The organism is Mesorhizobium sp. CA4 (assembly GCF_020165075.1).
Lineage (GTDB): Bacteria > Pseudomonadota > Alphaproteobacteria > Rhizobiales > Rhizobiaceae > Mesorhizobium.
Window position 1 is genome coordinate 103,582 of record NZ_JAIUHK010000012.1, and the last position, 23,840, is coordinate 127,421.

Genomic DNA, 23,840 nt, shown 5'->3' on the forward strand with positions numbered 1-23,840 from the left:
CGGTCAAACGCGTCAACCCGCGGAATGCCGGCGCATTTCCGCGCCAATGCGCTTATACCACCCGGAAGTAGCTCGTCATGCCGGTCTTCTGGTGCTCGATGATGTGGCAATGCAGCAGCCAGTCGCCGGGATTGTCGGCGACGAAGCCCAGCTGCACCTTCTCGTCGGGCTGGATCAGATAGGTGTCGGAGATAAGCGGCTGCACTGCCCTGGTCGAGGACGACAGCACCTTGAAGCTCATGCCGTGCAAATGGATGGGGTGCGCGTGCGGGGTCAGGTTCGCCATGTCGATGATGTAGCTCTGGCCGAGCTTCAGTTCGGCGAGCGGCGCCGTCGGGTCGGGCGTGTCGCCGGGCCACGGCACCTTGTTGATCGCCCAGAAACTGTAGCCGAGCGAGCCGCAAATGCCGTCGGCCGCGACGTTTTCAGCCGTGGCGCTCAGCGCCAGCGGAATACGTTTGGCGCCGGCAAAATCCACCTCCGCCACCGGATTGGCTTCGAGCGGGCCGAGATCGCGCAGATCGTGCTTCAGCGATCTGCCGACCGAACGCAGCGTCGCCAAGATTTTCGGCTTGGTGCCTCTGACGTCGCGCAGGCTGACGATCGCGCCCTCCTCGTCGGGCATGCGGATGGCAAGCTCGAGCCGCTGGCCGGGCCCCAGCTGCAAGGCATCCGGCGTAAACCGCTGCGGCACCGGATTGCCGTCGAGCGCGATGACCGCAGCTTCGGCGCCGTCGACGCGAAAGGCATAGATGCGGGTGACATCAGTGATGGCGGCGCGCAGCCGCACCAGCCCGCCGGCCGGCGCGTCGAATTGCGGCTGGCCCTGCCAATTGGCGGTGCGCACCGTGCCGAAAGTACCGGTCCTGGCCGCGTCGCGCGGCCGGAACGGTTCGATGAACTGGCCGTCGTCGCCGAGCCGCCAGTCGCGCAGGTTGACGACCATCTCGACATCGAAGACCGGATCGTTCGGGTTCTCGACCACGATCACGCCGGTCAGGCCGTGGCCCATCTGGATCAGCGTGTTGCAATGCGGGTGGTACCAGAACGTGCCGGCGTCGGGCGGCGTGAAGGCATAGTCGAAACGGTCGCCCTGATAGACATAGGGCTGCACCAGGAACGGCACGCCATCCATCTTGTTGGGAACGCGGATGCCATGCCAGTGGACGGTCGTCGGATCATCGATGCCGTTGATCAGGCGTGCGGAAAACGGCTCACCCTTCCTCATCCTGACGACCGGCGGCGGACCTGCTTCACCATAGGTCAGCACATTCTTCGTCGGCGCACCCTCCATCAGCCGCGCCTCGATGGTGGCCGTTTTCAGGATCAGCGGCTCGGGCTTCGGGGCCGCCCAGCCGGCAAACTTGCCGGCGGCGGAGAGGCCGATACTGGCCAGGCCGGCCGCCGCGGCGCCCTGCAGGAGTTTGCGGCGTGTGAGGGCCGACATTGGAATCCCGAGATAGATGAGTGACTGCGTCAGGCTTTATCACCATTCGCGCAGGTCCCGAAACGGACAGATCGCCGCTCCGGATGCCTGTCAATCCGCGACCGCGGCGAGATGTCCGCCGCCGAAATCCTTGAGCAGCAGTTTCGGCACGCTCTCGCCGATCCGGCGCGTCGCACTTGGAATTTCGCGGTCGAGACGTGCAAAGCGTGTCCGGCGCCGTGATGGATCGGGAACCGGCACCGCCTCGATGAGCCGCCGCGTGTAGGGATGGCGGGGGTTGGAAAAGACCTGATCGCGCCTGCCGATCTCGACGATCTGGCCGAGATACATGACGGCGACGCGGTCGGAGATGTTCTCGACCACCGCCATATCATGCGAGATGAAGAGATAGGCAACGCCGAATTCGCGTTGCAGCTCCTTCAAAAGATCGAGCACGCGCGCCTGCACCGAGACGTCGAGCGCCGACACGCTCTCATCAGCGATGATCAGCTTCGGCCGGAGCGCCAGCGCCCGGGCGATGCAGATGCGCTGGCGCTGGCCTCCCGAGAATTCATGCGGATAGAGCTCCATCTGCCCTGCCGACAGGCCGACCCGCTCGAACAGGGCGGCCACGCGTTCGCGGCGCTCCTGCCTTGAGCCGATGCCGTGGATGAGCAACGGCTCGGCCACCAGATCGCCGACGCGCATGCGCGGGTCGAGCGAGGCGTACGGGTCCTGGAAAACCATCTGCACGTCGCGCCGTACCGCCTTGCGTTCGTCGCCGCCAAGCCCGGAGAGTTCGCGGCCGCCGATCGTGACGCTGCCGGTATAGGGCACGAGGCCGGCAAGCGCCTTGGCGGTGGTGGACTTGCCGCAGCCGGATTCGCCGACCAGCGCCAGCGTCTCGCCGGGCGCGATCGAGAAGCTGACGCCCTCGACGGCGTGCACCCGCCGGTTGACGCGGCCGAAGAAGCCGCCGCGCAGGTCGAAACGGACATGGAGGTCGTCCACCACCGCCACCTTGTCCCGTCCGGCCGTGCTGGTGGCCTCGCCCGGATTGCGCCGTCCGACGCCCGAGCCGATGCGCGGAACCGCCGCGAGGAGCTCTTGCGTGTAGGCCGCCCGCGGCCTGGTGAAAATATCGGCGGTGGCGCCTTCCTCGACCATGCAGCCATTGCGCATGACGATGACGCGATCGGCCATTTCGGCGACGACGCCCATATCGTGGGTGATCAGGATGACGCTGGTGCCGTGCTGGCGCTGCAGGTCGCGCAGCAGCTCCAGAACCTCGCCCTGCACGGTGACGTCCAGCGCCGTGGTCGGCTCGTCGGCGATCAGCACGTCGGGCTCGAGCGCCAGCGCCATGGCGATCATCACCCGCTGGCGCATGCCGCCCGACAATTCGTGCGGAAACTGCTTCAGCCGACCTTCGGCTTCGGAGATGCGAACCGCTTTCAGCGCGTCAATGGCGCGCCGTTGCGCCTCGGCGTGCGACAGACCGGTATGGACCTCGATCGATTCGGTGAGCTGGCGGCCGATCGACAGCACCGGATTGAGCGAGGTCATCGGCTCCTGGAAGATCATGGCGATGCGGTCGCCGCGAATGTCGCGCATACGGCGCTCGTCGAGCGCCGTCAACTCGACGGCACTGCCATCCTTGTCAAAGAGCCGGATCTTCCCCGAAGCAATGCGGCCGGCCGGCTGCGGCAGGAGCTGCATGATCGCCAACGCCGTCATCGACTTGCCGGAACCGGACTCGCCGGCGATGCACAGCGTCTCGCCGCGCCTGAGCGACAGCGACAGTCCGGACACCACCTCGCGCTCGCCATCCTCGCCGCGCACGCCGACGGAGAGACCGGCGATTTCGAGCACCGGCCCCGCGGCCACCTTGGCGGCGGCGTCAGCGTGTTCGTCGACCACGCCTGCGCTCATTCAAACACGCAGCGCGGGAAATAGAACGACACCACCCAGTTCGGCATGTCGACGATCTCGCTGATCCTGAGATCGCCGCAGACCGAGACGAGCATATAGGCCTCGACCGGCTCGAGTTTATAGCGGCCGGCAAGCAGGTCGACCATCTGGCTGACGGCCTCTTTGGCCCCGGTCATCAGGTCGGGCCCGATGCCGGTCGTCACCTCATAGCCCTTGGCGTCGAGGTGGCGCGTCACGGGGCCGGGCGTGGTGAAACGCGGCGTCTTCAGCCGCGCATCCTTCACCAGGTCGAGTTTCAGCACGACGTCCATCGGGCTTTCGATCGCCGTGCCGCATACCTCGCCGTCGCCCTGCGCGGCATGCGTGTCGCCGACCGAGAACAGTGCGCCCGGCACTTCCACCGGCAGATAGAGCGTGGTGCCGGCGGCAAGATCGCGGATGTCGAGATTGCCGCCGACGCGCCGCGGCGGCACCACCGAATGGTGGCCGTTCTCGCCCGGCGCGTTGCCGATCGTGCCGGCGAACGGCTTTAGCGGCACACGGCCTTGTCTGCCGAAGAGCGCAGGCTCGAGCGAGGCGGCGTCGTAGTTCCAGACGTTGAGCGCCGGTTCCTTGAACTCGTCGGCGAGCAGGCCGAAACCCGGAATGTTCGCCGTCCAGCCGAAGCCGGACGGTTTGAACATCTCGATCGTCACCTTCAGCGCATCGCCGGGCTCGGCGCCATCGACGAAGATCGGCCCGGTCACCGGGTTGATTTGATCGAAGTCGAGCTTGGCGATGTCGTCGACGGTGCTGTCTGCCTTGAGTTGCCCGCCGGACGAGTCCAGGCACTGGAACTCGATCGTCGAGCCGGGCGCCACCCGTTCGGCCGGGACGAAGGAATTGTCCCAGCCGAAATGGTGATGGCGCCCGTGGATGGTGTAGTCGCAGTTACTGCACATCTTTCACATACACATTGTCGTAGTTGATCGGGATATGGACCGGGTCGACATAGAGATTGTCGGCGCCGCCCATGCGGGCTGATTTCAGCGTGAAGCGCTGCTCATTGAAGACCGGAGCCCAGGGCGCGTCCTCCATGATCTTGTCATAGATCGCGCTCCACATCTTTTCGCGTTCCCCGGACTTGGCCGGATCGACGACGGAGTCGGCCTCGGCCGCCTTGGCGTCGAGGTCCTTGTTGCAGTACCACGACCAGTTCCAGCCGCCGGGCACCGCGCCGGCGCAGCCTAGGATCGGCCCGTAGAAGTTGGACGGATCCGGGAAGTCGGCGATCCAGGCCATGCCGCCCGACCAGATCATCGGCGCGCCGGCCTTGTCGCCGCCGGCGGCAATGACGTTGGCCTGGGCGAGCGACTGGATGCTGGCCTTGATGCCGATGGCCGCCAAATCCTGCTGGATCGCCTGGGCGATGCGCGGATTGGGATCGGTGTTCATGGCGAAGAGCTGGGTCTCGAAGCCATCCGGGTGGCCGGCCTCGGCCAGCAGCGCCTTGGCCTTGGCGACATCATACGGATACCCCTTGAACGCCTTGTCGTAGCCGGGCATCGAGGGCGGCAGCGGCTGGTTTGCCGGCACCGCGCGGTTGTTGATCATCTGGACGATGCGGTCCTTGTTGATCGCCATGTTCACGGCTTGGCGCACCTTCACATTGTCGAAGGGCGCCATTGTGGTGTTCATGGTGATGTAGCCGGTGTGCAGCTGCCCGCCCACCACGACGCGCGCCTTCTGTTCAGGATCATTCATCACTTCCTGGAATTTGGCCGGCGGAATGCCGTCGCCGGGTACGTCGATCTCGCCCTTCTGCAAGCGCAGCAGGGCCACGATCGGTTCCTGGCCGATCTCGAAGGTGATCTTGTCGAGATGCGGCAGGCCCTTGTGCCAGTAGTCGGGATTGCGCTCGAAAACGATGCGCTGGCCGAGCGTCCATTCGGCGAGCTTGAAGGCGCCGGTGCCGACCGGATGCTTGCCGAAGTCGGCGCCGTATTTCTCGACCTCCTCCTTCGGCACGACATGCGAGAAGTTGATCGCCATGACATGCAGGAAGGTGGCGTCCGGCCGGGTCAGCTCGAACTTGATCGTGTAGGGATCGACCACGGTGACGCCGGAGAGGCTGTCGGCCTTGCCGGCGGCGACATCGTCATGGCCCTTGATGGAGCCGAAGAAGCCGGCGCCCGGGCTCTGAGTCTTCGGGTTGGTGACGCGGTCGAGTGAGTATTTGACGTCGTCGGCGGTCATCTCGCGGCCGTTATGGAACTTGACGCCGTGGCGCAGTTTGAAGGTGAAGGTCTTGCCGTCCGGCGAGATCTCGTAGCTTTCGGCGAGGTCGGGCTTGAGCTTGGTGGTGCCCGGCTCATAATCCATCAGCCCGTCGAACAGGCTCTTGATCATCGACCAATTCTGCCAGTCGTAGCCGATCGCCGGGTCGAGGGTCGCGACATCATCCTTGTAGGTGATGGTGATGGCGCCGCCCTGCTTGATGTTCGGGTCGACGGCGTCATCGGCGCGCGCACTGGCCATGCCGAGCATCAGCGCAAGCGCCGAGGCCGCCACGGTGGATGCCAGAAATCGTCTCATGTCAGTGTTCCCTTTCTTTGGTTGTTGTCGTTTTCATCTCAGTTTGATGCGGGGGTCGATGAAGGGCGCGATGATGTCGGCCAGCAGGTTGCCGAGCACGATGGCGAAGGCCGACACCAGGGTGACCCCCATGATGATCGGGATGTCGACGCGCTGGATGGCCTGCCAGGCGAGCTGGCCGATGCCCGGCCAGCCGAACACGCTTTCGACCACCACGATGCCGCCCATGAAGATGCCGATGTCGATGCCGATCATGGCGACGACCGGCAGGATGGCGTTGGGCAGCGCATGGCGAAACAGGATGGCGCCGCGCGCCAGCCCCTTGGCGCGGGCAGTGCGCATATAGTCCTGGCGCAGCACGTCGATCATCGACGAGCGCATCATGCGCGCGTACCAGCCGGCCCCGAGAATGCCCATGGTCAGCGATGGCAGCACGAGGTGGCGCCAGCTGCCGTAACCGCCGATCGGAAACCAGCCGAGCCTGACGGCGAAGACGTAGAGCAAGAGCAGGCCAACGACGAATTGCGGCGCCGAGACGCCGACGAAGGAGGCGACCATCAAGGTCTGGTCGGTTGCACTTCCACGCTTGACGGCAGCGATCAGCCCCATGGTGAGGCCGATCGCCAGCTCGCACAGGATGGCGCCGACCATCAGAAGCAGGCTCGCCGGCAGCCGCGAAACGATGAGCTCAGTGACTTCCGAGCGCTGGATGTAGGAGCGGCCGAGATCGCCGCCGAGCAGCCTTGTGAGATAATGCCAGTATTGGACGATGAAGGGCTGGTCGAGGCCGAGCTGACGGCGGATGTTCTCCACCGTTTCCGGCGTGGCGCTGCGGCCGGCGATCTGGCGCACCGGATCGGCGGGCAAAAGATAGAGCAGCGCGAAGGTGATCAGCGAGACGCCGAGCAGGATGAGCAGCGACTGGATGAGCCGGCGGCCGAGATAGGGGATCATGACCGGCCTCCCATTATTCCCGCCCTCTCTGCGTCGGGTCGAGGATGTCGCGCAGCGCGTCGCCGATCAGGTTGAAGGCCAGCGCCAGCGCCAGGATCGCGGCGCCGGGGAAGAACACCAGCCAGGGCGCCGCCTGGAAATAGGTCTGGTTCTCGAAGATGATGTTGCCCCACGACGCGGTCGGTGGCTGCACGCCGATGCCGAGATAGCTGAGCGTGGCTTCGAGCAGCACTGTCGTCGAGATACCCAGCGTGCCCCAGACGATGATCGTCGGCAGGAGATGCGGCAGGATGTGGCGCAGCAGTATGCGCGGCGCGCTCGCGCCTATCGTGCGCTCGGCATCGATGAATTCGCGCTCGGACAGCGACGAGGTTTCGGTGTAGATGACGCGCGCGGTCTGCACCCAGTTGACCAGCGCGATCACCATGGCGACGATCCACAGGCTCGGCTCGAACACCGCGGCCAGGCAGATGGCGAGCAGAAGTGCCGGGAAGGCCATCATCAGGTCGGTGAAGCGCATCAGCGCGCTGCCGATCCAGCCGCGGAAATAACCCGCCGTGACGCCGACCAGCGTGCCGATCAAAAGCGCCACGCCATTGGCGACGATGCCGATGATCAGCGAGGTGCGGGCGCCGAACAGGATGCGGGTCAACAGGTCGCGCCCGAGCAGGTCGGTGCCCAGCCAGAACTTGGCGTTGGGCGGCAGAGGCGAGCCTTCGAGCGTCAGGCCGTCGAACATCTGCTCGTTGGGATCGTAGCCGGTCAGCCAGGGCGCGAGGACGGCGCCGGCGACGACGATGGCGATGATGAGGAGCCCGAGCAGCGCCAGCGGCCGCTTGAGCAGCCGGCGCCAGACGCCGGCGCGCGGCTTTGCCGGCATCCGGCCCGCCGCCGGAAGGTCAGGCGCGATGGGATTGGTCATCGCCGTCCTCCGCTTGCGTCATCGCCACGATGCGCCGCGCCGCTTCCTCGACGCTGATTTGCCAGCTCATCGCCAGCGATCTGAGCTGCGCGTAGGCCCGCTCGTCGTCGCCACCTTTCGACAGAGCCGCGACCGCGCGCACGATGGTCTGGCGTTCGCCGACCCGCTGGCGCAGCGACTCGATCTCATCGGCGAGCCGCTTGCGCGCTTCGAAACTCTGCCTGGCGATGAGCAGCGCGCTATAGACGCCGGCGGTGCCCACCGGTTTCAGCAATTGCGCATCGGCCTTGTGCGACAGCGCCCATTCGATGCGGCCCGGCGCTTCCGAGCCGATCAGCGCCACCAGCGGCATCGGCGCCTCGCCGGGCTTCCAGGGAAACTGCTCGTCGAAGCCGAGGTCGGCGTCGAAGAAGACGAAATCCGCCGCCAGCGCCTCCGCCGGCAGATGCGGCCAGCATTCGACCGCTTCGAGGCCGATCGCCGACAATTGCCTGGTGATCGCCTGCACCGTCATATGCGGACGATGCAGCACGAAGGCCTTGGCGCCGCCAAGATTGGGGATGCGCGCCACGCGGCTCACGACACCACCCTGAGCCGCGGACGGCCGAAGGTCTTGGCCGGATCGTAGCGCGAAAGATAGGGATCGGGCGCCACCTCTTCCTCGCGGCTCACCACCTCGAAGAAGCCGTCGGCAATACGCCCGATGATCACCGGCAGCGTCGCGTGTTGGGTGTTTGGATCTATGGCGATCGACCCCAGGCGGGTCGCGAAGCGGCGTTCGGCGAAGGCTTTCGAGAATTCCGCCGGGCCGGCGTCCGGGTTGCCGGAAAGCACGTCCGCCATCACCTCCACCGAGGCATAGGCGGAGGCCTCGAAGGATGAGGCGAAGGCGGCCGGACGCGACGCGAAATAGGGCCCCGCCGACAAATGGCCCTTGCCCGTTTCGCCGATCGCCGACAGTTCGGCTTCGGTGAGATTGCACGAGATCACCGGGCAGGCGTCAGGCTCGAAGGCCGCATCCTCGCGTCCCAGCTCGCGATAGGCGGCGAGAAAGGCATAGGACGAGGTGCCGATCAGGTTGTTGAGGATAAAATCCGGCCGCGTGACGCGGATTTCGTGGATCAGGCGCGAAACGTCGGTCTCGCCGATGCGCAGATAGCGTTCCCCGAGCACCTTGCCGCCGGCGTCGGCGATCAGGTCACGCGCGACGCGGTTCATCTCCCAGCCCCATATGTAGTTCGAGCCGAGCAGGAAGCCGTTGGCGCCGAAACGCGGCGCGACATGAGCCATTAACGGCACCAGATGCTGGTTCGGGCAGGCATGCATGTAGACGACATGCTCGTTGGCCTCGAAGCCTTCATACGGGCAAGCATACCAGAGCATGCCGCCTGCCTTCTCCAGCACGGGAATTGTCTCCTTGCGGCTCCAGGAAGTGATGCAGCCGACGACATGGCGGGCGCTGCTGGTGCGGAAGATGTCCTCGCAGAACGTCGCGTAGCGGTCGGCGTTGCTTTGCGGATCGCGTTCGACCGGAACGAGCTCGATGCTTTGCGCGCGGTCGGCGTTGATGTCGGCGATCGCCCGCATTGCGCCCAGCCGGCAGGCGTCGGAGACGAGCTGATAGCTGCCTGACCGGGAATAGAGGATGCCGATCTCGATACGTCGCTTCAAGCAAGGCCCCAGAAATGAAAAAGCCTCGCAGCCAGCGCCGGACGGGCGAGGCATACGAGGCATTCTTGCCGCCCGGCGACCAAAGCCGGTATTTTCGTGGGTTACCCTATTCCGTACCGTCCACCAGTCAAGCCTGAAAGTTGGGCCCGCCGCGGGCCGTTCAATTGCGCAGGCTGAAGACGAAGGGCGCAGTGCGGGTGACACGGGCACCGAGCTCCGCCGGCGGCGTCGGCACCGAGGCGCCCTGCAGCGCGCCGAGCGCCGCCCGGTCGAGATCGCCGTCGCCCGAGGATCGCGCTAGCCGGGCCGAGACCACCCTGCCGGAGGTGTCGACCGTGAAGGTCACGCTCGGCGTCCCCTCGGCCCGCCTGGAGCGCGCCGCGCTCGGATAGCGGGTGTGCCGCCTGATCCACGCCGCAAGACTGGAATTCCAGCGCGACGGGCCGACGCTCGAGCGCGGCGCCGCATTCGAGGACCGCGGTGCTGCCGCCTTCGCCGCCGCCTTGGCGTCGATGCTGGCGGTGATCGTCACCTTTGGCGGTGGCGCCTTTTCCTTTTTCACCCGTTCTTTCGGCTTTTCGACCGGTTTCTTCTCGGCCTTCTTCTTGGGCTCGACCGGCTTTTGCGCCTTCACCTCTGCTTGCACGGGTTTCGGTTGCGGCAGCGGAATGACGACGTCCGGCGCGATCGCCTCGACGGGGTCGGGCACGGGCTCATCCAGCGGCGGCTGCTCGCTCAGGGCAGCAATTGCAGCCGGCGCGGCCTGCTCGGCTTCTTGCGTGTCGTCGGCGTCGGATGGCTGGCCAGCGACCGGCTCGGTCTGTTCCACCACGGGCGCCGGATCGGTCACCGGTTTCACGTCGAGGGGCTTTTCAGTCTCCTCCGCCGCATCGGGCGGCTCCGGCGTCACCGCGCCCAGCATCGCCGTCTCTTCCGGCGCGGCGGGCGCGACGACCAGCGGCACCATCTCGACCGCCAGCGCCGGCGGCAAGCCGCCATCCTGCAGGTCGGCGAAACTCGAATTCTGCACCGCATAGGCAACCGCCACATGCGCAGCCAGAACGATCGCGGCCGCGCTCGTCCATAGACTGGCTTCGCGCACACCGAAGCGCGGCTGGGAAATGCGGGAAAGGGCGGCGACCGTCATGGCGCCGAACCGCCACCCGGGGCCGGCGCCGAGTTTGCACCAGTTGCCGGAGTTCCAGACGCGGCCGGTCCGCCAGCACTGCCCGACATAGTTTCGAGCCCCACCAGCGCGACCTTGAGATAGCCGGCGGCGCGCAAAAGGTTCATCACCTCCATCAGGTCGCCATAGCCCACGGTCTTGTCGGCGCGCAGGAAGATGCGGGTCCGCTTGTCGCCCTTGGTGCGGCTGTCGAGCACCGCGGCAAAGGTCGGGCGCGGCACGCTGTCATTGCCGATCGCCACCGTGAGGTCGCTTTTCAGCGTCAGGAACAGCGGCGTCTCGGGCCGCGGCGCCGGGGTCGCCGTCGATCCGGGCAGGTCGACATCGACGTCGACGGTGGCCAGAGGTGCGGCGACCATGAAGATGATCAGCAGCACCAGGATGACGTCGATGAACGGCGTGACGTTGATGTCGTGGCTTTCCTCGAGAGCGTCGCCGGAGGTCTCGCGAATGCGCGCAACCATCGCCGCTACTCCGCTGCGATCGCCGTTGCCGGCGGTACCGTGCGGAAATCGAGGTCGCGGCTCACCAGCCGCTCGACGCCGGCGGAAGCGTCGGCGAGGATCTGCCTGTAGCCGGCTATCGAGCGCGCGAAGACGTTGTAGATGACGACCGCCGGAATGGCCGCGACAAGGCCCATCGCGGTCGCAAGCAGCGCCTCGGCGATGCCGGGCGCCACCACGGCCAGGTTAGTGGTCTGCGCTTGCGAGATGCCGATGAAGGCGTTCATGATGCCCCATACGGTGCCGAACAGGCCGACGAAGGGCGCCGTCGAGCCGATGGTGGCGAGCAGGCCGGTGCCGCGCGACATGCGCCGGGACGCCGCCGCCTCGACGCCCGCAAGCCTGGAGGCGACGCGTTCCTTCAGGCCGTCGCCGGAAGCATGGTCGAGCGCGCCGGCCGAAAGCGCCCGTTCTTCTTCCGCCACCCGCACTAGCAGCGCGCCCGGGCCGCCGCTGTGGCCAAGTTCCCGGCTGGCCTGCATCAGCGTCGCGGCATTGCCGATCGCATCGGCGGCGCGGCGGGCCCGCAGCTTGCCGCCAAAGATCTCCAGAGACTTGGCGAGGCAGATCGTCCAGGTAACGAGGGAAGCGAAGGCCAGGCCGACCATCACCGCCTTCACGACGATGTCGGCATTCATGAACATGCCCCAGGGCGACAGGTCATGCGGCAGCGTCAGCGAGATGGACGGCTCTTCGCCGGCTACGCCGTTCGCAGCTGGCTGGAGGCCCGGTTCCACCGATGTCGGAGCGGGCGCCTGTGCCGTAGGCGTCTGCGGGGTTGGAGCGGCCGGCGCCTGCTCGACTGGCGCAGGCATCGCCGATCGTTCCTGCGCCGCGGCGACACCAGCCGAAAGAATGAGCGACGCGGCCAACGCCGCCAAGAGACTGTTTCGGGACAAGGCTCGTCCTCGCTTCATCATTGCAATGCGGCGGCCGCCACAGAGACAAGTGCAGGGCGAGCCATGCCGGTTGACTATGAAACATGAGTTGATGAGTCAACTATAAAGATGACTGTGCTGCTTAACAATCTGGCGATGCTCACCTCGGCAGCGGCCTGGACCGCAGGGCACGATGCGGATGATGCAAGAAGAGCAGGCGACCCATGATCAAGGCGATACCCTTCGACTTCCCCTATGACGGCAAGCTGGAGCCGCAGCATACGGCGCTGCTGGTGATCGACCTGCAGGAGGATTTCCTGTCGCCGACCGGTTACTTCGCCAGGAAGGGCTATGATCCAGCGCCGCTGAGAGCCATCCTGCCGGCGCTCAACCGGCTGATTGCCGCGGCGCGCGCCGCCGGCCTCACCATCATCCACACCAGGCAAGGCTACCGCTCCGACATGGCCGACATGACGCCTTACGAGAAATGGCGCCGCAAGCGGGCGGGGCTCGACGGCACCGATGTCCTGCTGCGCTCCGGCCCGGGCTTCCAGATCGTCGCCGACATCGACGTGGCGCCGCAGGACATCATCGTCGACAAGACCTGCAACAGCGCTTTCACCTATACGGATCTGGAGCTCGTCTTGCGGGCGCGCGGCATCACGCACCTCATATTCACCGGCTGCACGACGGATGTCTGCGTGCACACCACGTTGCGCGAGGCCTGCGACCGCAACTTCCAGTGCCTGACGATTTCGGACGCCTGCGCCAGCGGCGACCGGTATGCGCATGAAGCCGCGCTGCATATGGTGACGGTCGAGGACGGCGTCTTCGGCGTGCTGGCGGACTCGGAGGCCGTCATCGACGCGTTGCGGCAGCTCGCGGGCGCGGCGCGCTGACGGTTTTGGGTTTCATCGAAATTTTGGCCCCACCGTTCCGTTTTCGGTTCGGGCTTCGTCTTGAGGGTCGTAACGGGTGCGAGAGCCAAGACGGTCTCCGCCATAGGACAAACGGAGCCGAGCCATGTCGACCACAGTGACCTTGATCAACGTCTTCACCGCCAAGCCGGGCAAGCAGCAGGAACTCGCCAAGACGCTTGCCGAGGGCACGAGAAACTTCTTCAGCAAGCAGCCGGGCTCGCTGTCTTCGTCCGTGGTCGTCGGCGGCGACGGCAGCAAGGTCGCCAACATCTCGCAATGGCGTTCGGCGGAGGATATCGCTGCCTTCCGCAGCAATCCGCGCTTCGGCGAGTACATGAAGAGCATCGTTGAGTTGGCCGCCGGCGAGAGCATGATGGGTCACACGACCTATTCCCACACGGGCGGGGTGGAAAACCAGGAGGCTGCGTGACCGGTTCGCAGGATCAGTTAGTCGCGGCGACCCAGACCAGGCTTCGCGCCTTCGAGCGCGAGGCCGCTTCGCTGAGAGCCAAACTGCACCGCTATGCTTCGCGCATGGTCGGATCGGTCATCGACGGCGAAGACATCGTCCAGGAAGCCTTGGCCAAAGGCTTCGTGGCGATCAGGAACGGCGACATGCCCGACAAGACCGAACCCTGGCTGTTTCGCATCGCGCACAACACGGCCCTTGATTTCCTGCGCAAGCGGGCCCGCTTGCGGGGCCGCGAAAGCGAGGTCGAGCTCGACACGATCGCGGACGAGAATTCGGCGTTGGATGCGCGCATTGCCGCCGAGGCGAGCCTTGCCGAGCTGATGCAATTGCCGCCGGCGCAACGGTGCGCGGTCGTGCTGAAGGATGTGCTCGGCCACAGCCTGGAGGAGATAGGCGAAATCCTCGAAACCTCCGATAAGGCGATCAAGGGCGCGCTGCAGCGGGGCCGCGAGAGCCTGCGCAAGCTGGCAGTCGCGCCGCGCATGGCGTCGCCCCGCCCGGCGCTCGACCGGCAGGACATGCGGCGTCTCGGCGACTATGTGGCCGCCTTCAACGCCAGGGACTTCGATGCCTTGCGCGGCCTGCTGGCCGAGGACGTCAGGCTGGAGCTGGTCAACCGCCTGCGTGCCGACGGCAAGGAATATGTCGGCAATTATTTCGGCCGCTATGCCGACGAGACGCATTGGCATTTCACGACCGGGCTTGTCGAAGGCCGGCCGGCCATCCTGGTCACCAGCCCGGAACGTCCGGACGGACCGCCGCGCTACTTCATCCTCATCGATTGGGAGAACGGCCGGATTGCCGGCATCCGCGACTTCCTGTTTGCGGATTATGTGATGGACGGCCTGGACTACTCATCCCAACCATAGGGGCCGGCCATAAGGGGATTGCCGCCGGATCCGACCTGCTCAGCCTGCGTGGATCCCGGGGAAGAGACGGGGCGCAAGCATTCCCGGCTGCGGAACCTCGGCTTCGCGGCGCGCCAGCGAATTCGCGACCAGCGTGATCGTCTCGCGCCCGATGCGGGCGATCTCGCCTGGACGATCGATGCCGCCGATCATGAAGTCCTCGATGCCGAGTGCGGCATAGGGCAAAAGCGCCAAAGCCAGCCGCGCCGGCGGTCCGGCGATCTCGACCGCTTTGTGATCCGAGGTACCCGTCCAGCCGTCCGGATGGATGCGTACCGGCAGCGCGAAGCGCAGCCTGCCGCCGCGGCCGTGCTCGGCGGCGGCGCTGCGCGCGCGCTCCATCAATTGCCTCACCTCGTCGGGCGAACCGGCGGCCAGCTCGAAGACATCGGCATGCTTGCCGGCGACCTTCAGCGCAGTGCCTGACTGGCCGCCGAGCCGGATGACGAGATCGGCGCCATGCGGACCTTTGCGCGGCACGAAGCCGCTCCGGACGCTGTAGAAGGCGCCTTCGTGGTCGAACGGCCTGTCGTTCGACCACAGGCGCTTCAGCAGCACCAGATATTCGTCGATGCGCTGCCACACGACGCCGTGGCCGACCGGCCGCGCCTCGGCATCGCTGTCGTCCAGCGGCTCGCTCACCATGCGCAGCGACAGGCGGCCGCTGCCTCGACGGTCGAGCGACGCGAGCTGCCTTGCCGCCACTGTCGGTTCGATCACGCCGGCCCAGTGCGTCAGCACGACTTCGAGCGAGCCGGTGCGGTCGAGCGTCTGGGCGGCGATGTCCATATTGGTAAGCAGTCCGGCCGGATCGTCCACCACCAGCTTGCGGAAACCGGAATCCTCGATCAGCGACAATTTGGTCGCCGTCTCGGCAAAATCATAGAAGAAGCTGCCATTGGCAGGCTTGCCTGGAACATGCGTGAACTCGATCGGCATTGCCATCTCCTCCATCACGTTGGGCCGCCCCGCTCCGAACCCGAGTCAAATCCATCTCGTCGGCGCGCGTCAGCGCGCCGGTCTTCAGCTCCGATTACTCAACTCAAATTTTGGAACGGCGGGGCCTCTGGCCCCGGCTCAGTCAGGGGATGATCCCGAAAACGACGGCGCCAGTGAACACGAAGGCAAGCGCAAAGACGACGTAGGCGAACGTGCCGCCATAGGCGGGCCTCCATCTCTGGTCGGTGGCAAGCCTCTGGCCTTTGCGCTGGGCGTTCTGAATGTAGGACATGGTCGATCCTCCGTCGCGACCATTAATCTATAAAGTTACTAGACTTTGTCGATTGCTATTTTCGGGCAATTTCTGGAACAGCATTTTTGAAAACAGGCAATTTGCGGTTTTTCATACTCGCCGGATATGCGGCGTAGCCGATTTCAGAAACCAGGCGATCCAGCCAAACGGTTTGAAAAGCGCTTACGGGCGCTCGCACGCACAATAATCCAATCGCTCGAACGGTCTTGGCCGCCTCATGCATGGCGGATAGCATCGCGTGAGCCGATATGGGCGACACTGAAGGAGAGAAAAGAATGGGTGGAAGGCTGGCGGGCAAGGTCGCGATCGTTTCGGGCGGCGCGACAGGTATGGGCGGGGCGGCTTCGGAGCTGTTTGCCGCCGAAGGCGCCAAGGTGGCGATCATCGACCGCAATGGCGAGGCGGCGGGCAAGACTGCCGCGGCTATCCGGGCGCGGGGCCAAATCGCGGAGCATTTCGTCGCCGACGTTTCGGACGAGGCGCAGGTCGAAGCGGCGGTGGAAGCGGCAACGGCGAAGCTCGGCCCGGTCACGGTGCTGTTCAACCATGCCGGCACCATCGTCATCAAGCCGTTCCTGGAGACGACGCTGCAGGAGTGGGACTGGCTGCATGCCGTCAACGTGCGCTCGATGTTCCTGATGACCCGCGCGGTGCTGCCGGGCATGATCGCCGCCGGCGGCGGCTCGATCGTCTGCACCTCGTCGATCTCGGCCGTGGCGGCGACGCCAAACGAAGTGCTCTACGACACGACCAAGGGCGCCTGCCATATGTTCGCCCGCGCCGTTGCCGTGGAGTTCCGCGACCGCAACATCCGCTGCAACGCCGTCTGCCCGGGCTTCATCCGCACGCCGCACGGCCTGCGTGAAGTGGCCGATCTCGGCAAGCTCGGCGTCGACGTCTCGGACGCGGCCATGGCCGCGCAGCAAGGCCGCATCGGCGAACCGGAAGAAGTCGCCAAGGCCGCGCTGTTCCTAGCGAGCGACGAATCGAGCTTCGTCAACGGCGCGCATCTGTTTGTGGATAACGCCTTTACCGCGATCTGAGGCTTGGCACCCTTCCTCTCCCCCGATCGACGGGGGGAGAGGAAGGGGCGTTCCTCGTCTACCGCTCTTCCCTTCGAAACGGCTTCAGCAGCGCCGAAGGCGCGACCGCGTTGCGCGACATGAAGGCCATGGCGACAATGGTGAAGATGAAGGGCAGCATCAGGAAGGCTTCGTAGGGGATGTGGCCGAGGCCGCTCGCCTGCATCCTGAGCTGCAGCGCGTCGACGAAGGCGAAGAGCAGCGCCGCGCCCGCCGAGCGCCAGGGATCCCAGCGGCCGAACACGACCAGCGCAATCGCCACCCAGCCGCGTCCGGATACGACGCCGAAGGTGAAGGCGTTGAACTGCGCCATGGTGAGGAAGGCGCCGGCAAGGCCCATCAGCGCGCCGCCGAGGATCACCGCCTGGAACCGCGTGGCAATCACACTGACGCCGGCCGAGTCCGCCGCGCGCGGATTCTCGCCGACCATGCGCACCGACAGCCCCCATGGCGTGCGGTAGAGCACGAAGGCGGCGAGCGGGATGGCGATGATCGCCAGATAAACCAGCGTGAACTGGTTGAACACGGCCGGTCCGAGGATCGGGATGTCCGAAAGCAGCGGGATCGGCACCGTCTTGAAGCCGCCGATGCTCGGCGGCACCGATTGCTGGCCGAAGATCAGCCGGTAGAGGAAATAGGCGAGGCCCGAGCAGAACAAAGTCACGCCGATGCCGCAGACATGTTGACTCAGCCCCAGCGCCACGGTGAACAGCGCATGCAGCGCGCCCATCAGCGCGCCGACCAACACGGCCACCAGCACGCCAAGCCACAGGCTGCCGCTGAGGCTTGCCGCGGTGAAGCCGGCCATCGCCGACAACAGCATGATGCCCTCGATGCCGAGATTGAGCACGCCTGCCCGCTCGGAGAACATTTCGCCAAGCGTGGCGAAGGCGAGCGGCGTGGCGATGCGGATGATGGCGGCGAGGAAGCCGACCTGGAAAATCTGCTCGAACACCGCGCTCATGTCTGCGCTCCCACGCGGCGGATGCGGTAGGCGGTGAAGAGCAGCGCCACCAGCATGGCCAGCAGCGCCGTGCCCTGGATGACGTCGCTTAAGAAAGCCGGCACGCCGGTTGCGCGCGACATCGCCTCGGCGCCGGTCATGACGGCGGCCAGGAAGATCGCCGCCGGCACCACGCCGAGCGGGTTGAGCCTGGCGAGCATGGCGACGACGATGCCGGAATAGCCGTAACCCGGCGAGATGTCGCTCATCACTTGGAAGTGGACGCCGCCGACCTCGCCGACGCCGGCAAGCCCGGCCAGCGCGCCGGAGAGCAGCGCGGTGGAGAGCAGCACGCGCTGCACATTGATGCCGCCATAGCGGGCGGCTTCCGGATTTTCGCCGGTGACGCGGATGCGGAAGCCGAGCGTGGTGCGGGCGATCAGGAACCAGCAAAGGGGTGCCGCGATCAGCGCCGCGACGACGCCGAGATGCAGCCGCGTGCCCTCGATCAGCACCGGGAAATTGGCCGAATCCTCGATCGGCGGGGAGATCGGGTAGCCGGAGAAGGTGTCCTTCCACGGCCCCTCGATCAGTGCCATCAGCGCGTAATAGATGACCGAGTTGAGCAGCAGCGAGCTGACCACGTCGTCGACCTTGAATTTGACGCGCAATGTCGCCGGCACCAGCGCGACGAGAGCGCCCGCAGCCGCGCCTACAAGCGCCATCAGCAGCATGGCGAGATAGCCCGGCATCGGGATCGCGCCAACGAAGCAGCTTGCCACCGCGCCGGCGAGCAGCTGGCCCTCAGCGCCGATGTTCCAGAATTTTGCGCGGAAGGCGATCGCCACCGCCAGGCCGGTGAAGATCATCGGGGCGGCTCGCACCAGCGTCTCGGTGATTGCATAGCTGTCGCCGAGCGAGGCCGAAAGCATCACGCCATAGGCTTCAACGACGCCGGCGCCGGCAATCGCGATCAGGCCGCTGCACAGGATTAGCGTCGCGGCGATGGCGACCAGCGGCAGCGCGAGATTGAACCAGGCCGGCGTCGACGTACGGGCTTCGAGGCGAAACATCAGGCGTGGCCCTCCGCGCCGGTCATCATCAGGCCGAGCCTTGCGACGGTGGCGTCAGCGCTGGAAAGCGTGCCGGCGATGCGGCCTTCATACATCACGGCGACGCGATCCGAGAGCATCAGCAATTCCTCGAGATCCTCGCCGATGATGATGATGCCGCAACCCTTGGCGCGCATGGCGAGGAATTTCTCATGGATGAAGCGGGCGGCGCCGATGTCGAGGCCGCGCGTCGGCTGCGAGACGATCAGCACCTTGGGGTCGAAAGCGAGCTCACGCGCAAGAAGCGCCTTTTGCAGATTGCCGCCGGACAGCGCGCCGGCGCGCACCATCGGCCCCGGACAGCGGATATCATAGGCCTTGATCTGTTGCTCGGCGAAGGCGCGGATGGCGGCCGGGTTGAGCAGGCCCTTGCGGCTGAAGGCCTCGGTGCCGATGCGCGGCAGCACCATGGAGTCGGCTAAAGGCAAATTGGTGACCAGGCCGGTCGTCATCCGGTCTTCCGGGATGCGGCCGAGGCCGAGCGCCTGCAGCTCGCGCGGCGAAAATTGCGCAACCGCTTTGCCGGCTATCGTCATCGCTCCGGCCTCGGGCGGCAGCATGCCGGAAATGACATCGGCCAGCGCGCGCTGGCCGTTGCCGGAAACGCCGGCGATGCCCAGGATCTCGCCCGCGCGGACGAAAAGCGAGACGTCGCGCAGCGGCGTGCCGGCATGAGCGGAAGTGGATATGCGGTCGAGCGTCAGCACGGAAGCGCCGGGCGTCGAAGACTGTTTGACCGGCGGGACGATTTCGTGGCCGCACATCAGCTTGGCCATTTCCGCCGATGTGGTGCTTGCCGGATCGTCGACGCGGCCGGCGACCTTGCCGTGGCGCAGGACGACGCAGCGGTGGGTGAGGGCCCTGACTTCGTTGAGCTTGTGCGAGATGAAGATGATGCCGAGCCCTTGCGCCGCCATCGAGCGCAGGGCGGCGAACAGGCCGTCGACTTCGCTCGGCGCGAGCACTGCCGTCGGCTCGTCGAGGATCAAAAGCCTGGCGCCGCGAAACAGCGCCTTGATGATTTCCAATCGCTGCTGCTCACCGACCGACAGCGCCGACACCGGCAAGTTCGGATCGAGGCTCAGCCCATATTGCCGGCTGATTTCGTCCAGGCGGGCAAGCCCGCGAGCACGGTCGACGCGGCCGGACTTGCCGGGAATGCCGATCAGGAGGTTCTCCAGCACCGTCAAGCGCGGCGCTAAGTGAAAATGCTGGTGCACCATGCCGATGCCGGCGGCCAATGCATCGGCGGAGTTGTGGATGGCAACCGGCCTGCCCTCGACCAGGATCTCGCCGGCGTCCGGAGCATAGGCGCCGAACAGCACGTTCATCAGCGTCGTCTTGCCGGCGCCGTTCTCGCCCAAAAGACCGAGGATTTCGCCAGGGGCCACGCTGAGGTCGACGGCCTCGTTCGCCTTGACGGCGCCAAAGCTCTTGGTGATGCCGCGCATTTCGATAAGTGGGGCGGACAAGGGTGCTCCTGCGCTGGTATCCCTCCCCCATGAGGGGAGGGTGCCGAGCGAAGCGAGGCGGGAGGGGTCGCCTCAACCGCCTCGACGTTGATAAAGAGGATGGAGTGCGTCGCGGGCGACCCCTCCCGACCTTGCGGGCCACCCTCCCCTCAAGGGGGAGGGGAACGCCGGCGTCAATCCGAAACCGGCGTGTTCTCGTCGACGTCGACGCGGAAATTGCCTTCGAGGATCTCGGCCTTCTTCTTCTCGACCAGGTCCTTGACGTCGGCGGGCAGCGTCTTGTCGAATTTGTGGTAGGGCGCCAGATACGAGCCGCCCTTGGCCATGCGCGAGAAATCGCCATAGTCCTGCGCGGTGAAGACGCCGGCCTTGACCAGCTTGATCGCCTGTTCGACCGTCGGGTACATGTCCCACACCGGGCCAGTGATGACCGTATCCGGCCCGAGGCTGGATTGGTCGGACATGTTGGAGATGGCAAAAATCTTCTTCTCCACGGCCGCTTCGATGACGCCAAAGCGCTCGGCATAGATGACGTCGACCCCGGCATCGATCTGCGCCACGGCCGCTTCCTTGGCCTTGGGCGGATCGAAGAAGGAGCCGATGAAGGCGACCTTCTTCTTGACGTTCGGGTTGACCTCCTTGGCGCCGGCAAAGAAAGCGTTGACCAGCCGGTTGACTTCCGGAATGCCCATCGCCGCGACGGCGCCCACCGTGCCCGATTTCGACATTTTTCCGGCAATCATGCCGGAGAGATAGGCGGGCTCGTGGATCCAGTTGTCGAAGACGCCGAAATTGGGCTCGGCCGGACCGGCGCCGGAGCCGAACAGCCACGCCGTCTTCGGGAATTGCTTGGCCGTGCGGCGCGACTCGCGCTCGGCGGCGAAGGCGTCGCCCAGCACCAGCTGGTAGCCGCCCTGCGCATATTCGCGCATCACGCGGCTGAAGTCGGCGGTCTGCACCTTTTCCGACCATTTGTATTCGATGCCCAGCTCCTTCTCGGCCTTCTGCAGGGCGACATGGATCTGGTTGTCCCACGGCTCTTCGATCGGCGTGGCGAAAATCGCCGCCACCTTCAGCTTCTTGTCCTTGGCGAAGGCCGCGCCGGGCAGCACGGTGGCCGCGAGGCCGAGCGCGCCGAGTTCGAGCACGCTGCGCCGCGACAGGCCGGCGCGTTGCGTTTTGCTACGTTCGTTTTCCATTGAAGTGCCCCTCTGTTCGACAGCCGTGTCGAGCCGGCCGTTTCAAAATGTCAGACACCCAGGACTATGGAACGGCGCCTGAGATTTGTCCACATGGTCAAATTTGGTGTGTCGCCTCCGCGTTCGTCATCCACGGTCGGAGCAAGGAGCGTAGCGACGCAGCGCAGACCCGAGGATCCATGCCGCGACGTCTGAGCGCGGCGACGGTGCAGAATAATCGACGGCTGTGCCATCGCTCGTTCTGCACCGTTGCATTCTTTGTCTGATGGAACGGCCTGGATTCCAGGGTCTACGCTTCGCTTCGCCCTGGAATGACGAAGTTATGGGGCGCCGCCCGCACCTTCCCACGATCCCGTCTCGGCAAACCGCCTCAACGCCGGCGCCGGCTCGAAGATCGGCCGGCCGGTCTGCCGGTGCCAGTGTTCCAGCCGCTCGACGATCTTCGCCGCACCTTCAAGCCCGGCCCAGAACATCGGCCCGCCCTTGCCGATCGGGAAGCCGTAGCCATTGACCCAGACGACATCGATATCGGACGCGCGCGCGGCGATGCCTTCCTCGAGGATCCTGGCGCCCTCGTTGACCAGCGGATAGAGCGTGCGCTCGATGATCTCGTCGGCGCCGATCTCGCGCCGCGCAATTCCAAGCTCCGCCGCCTTGGCCCGGACCAGCGCCTCGACGCCCGGATCGGCAATCGGCTCACGCGAGCCGGTCTCGTAACGATACCAGCCGCGCCCGGTCTTCTGGCCGAAATGGCCCTGCTCGCACAGTGTATCGGCAATCACCGCCGCCTGGCCGCGCGCCTTGCGGTTGCGCCAGCCGATATCGAGGCCGGCGAGGTCGCCCATCTGGAACGGCCCCATCGGCCAGCCGAAACCGGTGAAGGCCTTATCGACCTGGCTTGGCGTCGCGCCTTCCAGCAACAGCGCCTCGTTCTCGGCGCCCCGCGCCGACAGCATGCGGTTGCCGACGAAACCGTGGCAGACGCCGACGACCACCGCCACCTTGCCGATGCGCCGCGCTAGTTCGGCAACTGTCGCCAGCACTTCGGGCGCGGTCCTCTCGGCGCGCACGATCTCCAGGAGCTTCATGACGTTTGCCGGCGAAAAGAAATGCATGCCGAGCACGTCCCCCGGACGCGAGGTCGAGGCGGCGATTTCGTCCACGTCGAGATAGGAGGTGTTGGTGGCGAGGATGGCGCCGGGCCTGGCGATGGCGTCGACTTTGCCGAACACCTCCTTCTTGACCGCCATGTCCTCGAACACGGCCTCGATGATCAAATCGCAATCGGCGAGGTCGGCATAGTCGGTGCTGCCCTTGAAGAGTCCGAGCCGCTTCCGCTTCGCCTCTTCGCTCAACGAGCCGCGGCTGACGGAGACGGTATAGTTCTTCTCGATCGTCGCCAGGCCGCGCCGCAGCGCCTCCTCGCTGGTCTCGAGCAAAGTCACCGGGAGACCGCCATTGGCAAAGGCCATCGCGATGCCGCCGCCCATCGTGCCGGCGCCGATGATGCCGACGCGTTCAATCCGGCGCTTCTGCAGGTCCTTGCCCGGTATCTTTGCGGCCTCGCGCTCGGCGAAAAACAAATGCCGCTGCGCCCGCGACTGATCGCCGGAAACGAGCTTCAGGAAAAGTTGCCGCTCGGCCTCAAGGGCTGCGTCGAACGGCAAGATGATCGCGTTGCGCACGGCTTCGGCGCAGGCCAGCGGCGCGTCCAGTCCGCGGGCTTTTTTGGCCAGATCGGCGGCTAGGCTGTCGAAGGATGCGAGATCGGTCCCGGCAAGGCGGTCATTGCGGTCACGCACCGGCACCAACGGCCCGCCTCGATCAGCCATTTCGCGGGCGAAACGAACCGCCTCTGTCAATAGATCGCCCTCGACAACCGCATCGGCAAGACCGGCGGCCTTTGCCTCACCGGCCGAGACCGGCGTGCCCGAGACGACCATGCCGAGCGCTTTCGCGGCGCCGACCAAGCGTGGCAAACGCACGGTCCCGCCGCCGCCCGGCAACAGGCCAAGCTTTACCTCCGGCAGGCCTAGCTTGGCGCCGGCGTCCGCGACGCGAAAATGGCAGCCGAGCGCCAGCTCCAGCCCGCCGCCCAGCGCCGTGCCGTGGATGGCGGCGACCGTCGGTTTGGCGATGGTTTCCAGCAGGGCGATGATGGCACGCAGTTCCGGCTGCTCGACCGGCTTGCCGAATTCGGTGATGTCGGCGCCGGCGACAAAGGTGCGTCCGGCGCAGGCGATAACGATAGCCCTGGCGGCCGGATCGTCGCGCAAAGCGGTGAGCGCCTCGTAAAGCGGCCTGCGGACATGAAAACTCAGCGCATTAACCGGCGGATTGTCGATGGTGACCACCGCCACGCCGTTCTCGTTCGCAACGTTAACAGAGCTGGACAAGCGGAACCTCCCAACCGGCTGCAATCGGAACACGGGTT

General features: G+C 65.8%; 22 protein-coding genes and 1 pseudogene. 4 read left to right on the forward strand and 19 right to left on the reverse strand.

Translation table 11 applies throughout. From position 1 onward, the window contains the following. Positions 1-52: 52 nt before the first annotated feature. From LB528_RS12620 to exbB, 11 genes are all read right to left on the reverse strand, one after another. A complete protein-coding gene (locus LB528_RS12620) occupies positions 53-1,447 on the reverse strand; it encodes a multicopper oxidase family protein (protein ID WP_224715117.1) in 1,395 nt (464 codons plus the stop codon). A 90-nt stretch (positions 1,448-1,537) separates the two neighbouring features. Further along, a complete protein-coding gene (locus LB528_RS12625) occupies positions 1,538-3,358 on the reverse strand; it encodes an ABC transporter ATP-binding protein (RefSeq protein ID WP_411962151.1) in 1,821 nt (606 codons plus the stop codon). After that, the gene (locus LB528_RS12630) at positions 3,355-4,299 is read right to left on the reverse strand and encodes an acetamidase/formamidase family protein (RefSeq protein WP_224715119.1); all 945 of its coding nucleotides are present in this window, start codon (positions 4,297-4,299) and stop codon (positions 3,355-3,357) included. The genes LB528_RS12625 and LB528_RS12630 overlap by 4 nt, the downstream gene beginning before the upstream one ends. Beyond that, positions 4,289-5,932: an ABC transporter substrate-binding protein gene (locus LB528_RS12635; protein ID WP_224715120.1), complete on the reverse strand. Its 1,644-nt coding sequence runs from the start codon at positions 5,930-5,932 to the stop codon at positions 4,289-4,291. Before LB528_RS12635 ends, LB528_RS12630 begins: the two co-directional genes overlap by 11 nt. A 33-nt stretch (positions 5,933-5,965) precedes the next feature. Next, complete coding sequence (locus LB528_RS12640) at positions 5,966-6,886, reverse strand: ABC transporter permease (protein WP_224715121.1); 921 nt, start codon at positions 6,884-6,886, stop codon at positions 5,966-5,968. Between the two features lie 13 nt (positions 6,887-6,899). After that, entirely contained in the window at positions 6,900-7,766 is an 867-nt protein-coding gene (locus LB528_RS12645; RefSeq protein ID WP_224517074.1) for an ABC transporter permease, read from the reverse strand. Positions 7,767-7,785: 19 nt separating this feature from the next. Then, the gene (locus LB528_RS12650; protein WP_224516961.1) at positions 7,786-8,388 is read right to left on the reverse strand and encodes an ANTAR domain-containing response regulator; all 603 of its coding nucleotides are present in this window, start codon (positions 8,386-8,388) and stop codon (positions 7,786-7,788) included. Next, positions 8,385-9,479: a transporter substrate-binding protein gene (locus tag LB528_RS12655; protein WP_224715122.1), complete on the reverse strand. Its 1,095-nt coding sequence runs from the start codon at positions 9,477-9,479 to the stop codon at positions 8,385-8,387. The genes LB528_RS12650 and LB528_RS12655 overlap by 4 nt, the downstream gene beginning before the upstream one ends. Before the next feature lie 160 nt (positions 9,480-9,639). Further along, positions 9,640-10,626, reverse strand: a complete 987-nt coding sequence (locus tag LB528_RS12660; protein ID WP_224715123.1) for an energy transducer TonB — start codon at positions 10,624-10,626, stop codon at positions 9,640-9,642. Further along, a complete protein-coding gene (gene exbD / locus LB528_RS12665; protein WP_224715124.1) occupies positions 10,623-11,129 on the reverse strand; it encodes a TonB system transport protein ExbD in 507 nt (168 codons plus the stop codon). The genes LB528_RS12660 and exbD overlap by 4 nt, the downstream gene beginning before the upstream one ends. 5 nt (positions 11,130-11,134) lie before the next feature. Continuing rightward, positions 11,135-12,067 (reverse strand): tonB-system energizer ExbB, encoded by a 933-nt coding sequence (gene exbB, locus LB528_RS12670; protein ID WP_224715125.1) that lies wholly within the window; start codon positions 12,065-12,067, stop codon positions 11,135-11,137. A gap of 203 nt (positions 12,068-12,270) precedes the next feature. On the opposite strand from exbB, the gene LB528_RS12675 reads away from it, so the two are divergent. The 3 genes from LB528_RS12675 (at position 12,271) to LB528_RS12685 (ending at position 14,307) form a co-directional block, all read left to right on the forward strand. After that, positions 12,271-12,945, forward strand: a complete 675-nt coding sequence (locus LB528_RS12675; RefSeq protein ID WP_224715126.1) for a cysteine hydrolase family protein — start codon at positions 12,271-12,273, stop codon at positions 12,943-12,945. Between the two features lie 124 nt (positions 12,946-13,069). Continuing rightward, the gene (locus LB528_RS12680; protein WP_224715127.1) at positions 13,070-13,396 is read left to right on the forward strand and encodes an antibiotic biosynthesis monooxygenase family protein; all 327 of its coding nucleotides are present in this window, start codon (positions 13,070-13,072) and stop codon (positions 13,394-13,396) included. Continuing rightward, positions 13,393-14,307, forward strand: coding sequence for a sigma-70 family RNA polymerase sigma factor (locus tag LB528_RS12685; RefSeq protein WP_224715128.1), 915 nt, complete (start codon positions 13,393-13,395; stop codon positions 14,305-14,307). The genes LB528_RS12680 and LB528_RS12685 overlap by 4 nt, the downstream gene beginning before the upstream one ends. Positions 14,308-14,346: 39 nt before the next feature. On the opposite strand, the gene LB528_RS12690 is transcribed toward LB528_RS12685, so the two are convergent. The 3 genes from LB528_RS12690 to LB528_RS12700 form a co-directional block, all read right to left on the reverse strand. Then, positions 14,347-15,285 (reverse strand): LLM class flavin-dependent oxidoreductase, encoded by a 939-nt coding sequence (locus tag LB528_RS12690; protein ID WP_224715129.1) that lies wholly within the window; start codon positions 15,283-15,285, stop codon positions 14,347-14,349. 142 nt (positions 15,286-15,427) lie between these two features. After that, positions 15,428-15,577 carry a hypothetical protein gene (locus LB528_RS12695; RefSeq protein WP_224715130.1) on the reverse strand — a complete coding sequence of 50 codons (150 nt, stop codon included), beginning with the start codon at positions 15,575-15,577 and terminating at the stop codon, positions 15,428-15,430. A 55-nt stretch (positions 15,578-15,632) separates the two neighbouring features. Then, positions 15,633-15,821, reverse strand: coding sequence for a hypothetical protein (locus tag LB528_RS12700; RefSeq protein WP_224715131.1), 189 nt, complete (start codon positions 15,819-15,821; stop codon positions 15,633-15,635). A gap of 52 nt (positions 15,822-15,873) precedes the next feature. Here LB528_RS12700 and LB528_RS12705 point away from each other — a divergent pair, with 52 nt between their 5' ends. Further along, positions 15,874-16,641, forward strand: coding sequence for an SDR family NAD(P)-dependent oxidoreductase (locus tag LB528_RS12705; protein ID WP_224715132.1), 768 nt, complete (start codon positions 15,874-15,876; stop codon positions 16,639-16,641). A gap of 58 nt (positions 16,642-16,699) precedes the next feature. Here LB528_RS12705 and LB528_RS12710 read toward each other — a convergent pair whose 3' ends face one another. The 5 genes and pseudogenes from LB528_RS12710 to LB528_RS12730 form a co-directional block, all read right to left on the reverse strand. Then, the gene (locus tag LB528_RS12710) at positions 16,700-17,644 is read right to left on the reverse strand and encodes an ABC transporter permease (protein ID WP_224715133.1); all 945 of its coding nucleotides are present in this window, start codon (positions 17,642-17,644) and stop codon (positions 16,700-16,702) included. Continuing rightward, complete coding sequence (locus LB528_RS12715) at positions 17,641-18,696, reverse strand: ABC transporter permease (RefSeq protein WP_224715134.1); 1,056 nt, start codon at positions 18,694-18,696, stop codon at positions 17,641-17,643. The genes LB528_RS12710 and LB528_RS12715 overlap by 4 nt, the downstream gene beginning before the upstream one ends. A gap of 239 nt (positions 18,697-18,935) precedes the next feature. Continuing rightward, positions 18,936-20,186, reverse strand: a pseudogene (locus LB528_RS12720) (ABC transporter ATP-binding protein); the annotation flags it as partial. 194 nt (positions 20,187-20,380) lie between these two features. Then, positions 20,381-21,406 carry a BMP family protein gene (locus LB528_RS12725; protein ID WP_224516987.1) on the reverse strand — a complete coding sequence of 342 codons (1,026 nt, stop codon included), beginning with the start codon at positions 21,404-21,406 and terminating at the stop codon, positions 20,381-20,383. Between the two features lie 320 nt (positions 21,407-21,726). Further along, entirely contained in the window at positions 21,727-23,802 is a 2,076-nt protein-coding gene (locus LB528_RS12730; RefSeq protein ID WP_224715136.1) for a 3-hydroxyacyl-CoA dehydrogenase NAD-binding domain-containing protein, read from the reverse strand. Between the last annotated feature and the right edge of the window lie 38 nt (positions 23,803-23,840).

Coding starts and splice junctions, on each gene's coding strand:
- LB528_RS12620 (WP_224715117.1), bottom strand. CDS start 1,447: ATGTCGGCCCTCACACGCCGCAAACTCCTGCAGGGCGCCGCGGCGGCC.
- LB528_RS12625 (WP_411962151.1), bottom strand. CDS start 3,358: ATGAGCGCAGGCGTGGTCGACGAACACGCTGACGCCGCCGCCAAGGTG.
- LB528_RS12630 (WP_224715119.1), bottom strand. CDS start 4,299: ATGTGCAGTAACTGCGACTACACCATCCACGGGCGCCATCACCATTTC.
- LB528_RS12635 (WP_224715120.1), bottom strand. CDS start 5,932: ATGAGACGATTTCTGGCATCCACCGTGGCGGCCTCGGCGCTTGCGCTG.
- LB528_RS12640 (WP_224715121.1), bottom strand. CDS start 6,886: ATGATCCCCTATCTCGGCCGCCGGCTCATCCAGTCGCTGCTCATCCTG.
- LB528_RS12645 (WP_224517074.1), bottom strand. CDS start 7,766: ATGCCGGCAAAGCCGCGCGCCGGCGTCTGGCGCCGGCTGCTCAAGCGG.
- LB528_RS12660 (WP_224715123.1), bottom strand. CDS start 10,626: ATGACGGTCGCCGCCCTTTCCCGCATTTCCCAGCCGCGCTTCGGTGTG.
- exbD (WP_224715124.1), bottom strand. CDS start 11,129: ATGGTTGCGCGCATTCGCGAGACCTCCGGCGACGCTCTCGAGGAAAGC.
- LB528_RS12675 (WP_224715126.1), top strand. CDS start 12,271: ATGATCAAGGCGATACCCTTCGACTTCCCCTATGACGGCAAGCTGGAG.
- LB528_RS12680 (WP_224715127.1), top strand. CDS start 13,070: ATGTCGACCACAGTGACCTTGATCAACGTCTTCACCGCCAAGCCGGGC.
- LB528_RS12690 (WP_224715129.1), bottom strand. CDS start 15,285: ATGCCGATCGAGTTCACGCATGTTCCAGGCAAGCCTGCCAATGGCAGC.
- LB528_RS12695 (WP_224715130.1), bottom strand. CDS start 15,577: ATGTCCTACATTCAGAACGCCCAGCGCAAAGGCCAGAGGCTTGCCACC.
- LB528_RS12700 (WP_224715131.1), bottom strand. CDS start 15,821: ATGCATGAGGCGGCCAAGACCGTTCGAGCGATTGGATTATTGTGCGTG.
- LB528_RS12705 (WP_224715132.1), top strand. CDS start 15,874: ATGGGTGGAAGGCTGGCGGGCAAGGTCGCGATCGTTTCGGGCGGCGCG.
- LB528_RS12710 (WP_224715133.1), bottom strand. CDS start 17,644: ATGAGCGCGGTGTTCGAGCAGATTTTCCAGGTCGGCTTCCTCGCCGCC.
- LB528_RS12715 (WP_224715134.1), bottom strand. CDS start 18,696: ATGTTTCGCCTCGAAGCCCGTACGTCGACGCCGGCCTGGTTCAATCTC.
- LB528_RS12725 (WP_224516987.1), bottom strand. CDS start 21,406: ATGGAAAACGAACGTAGCAAAACGCAACGCGCCGGCCTGTCGCGGCGC.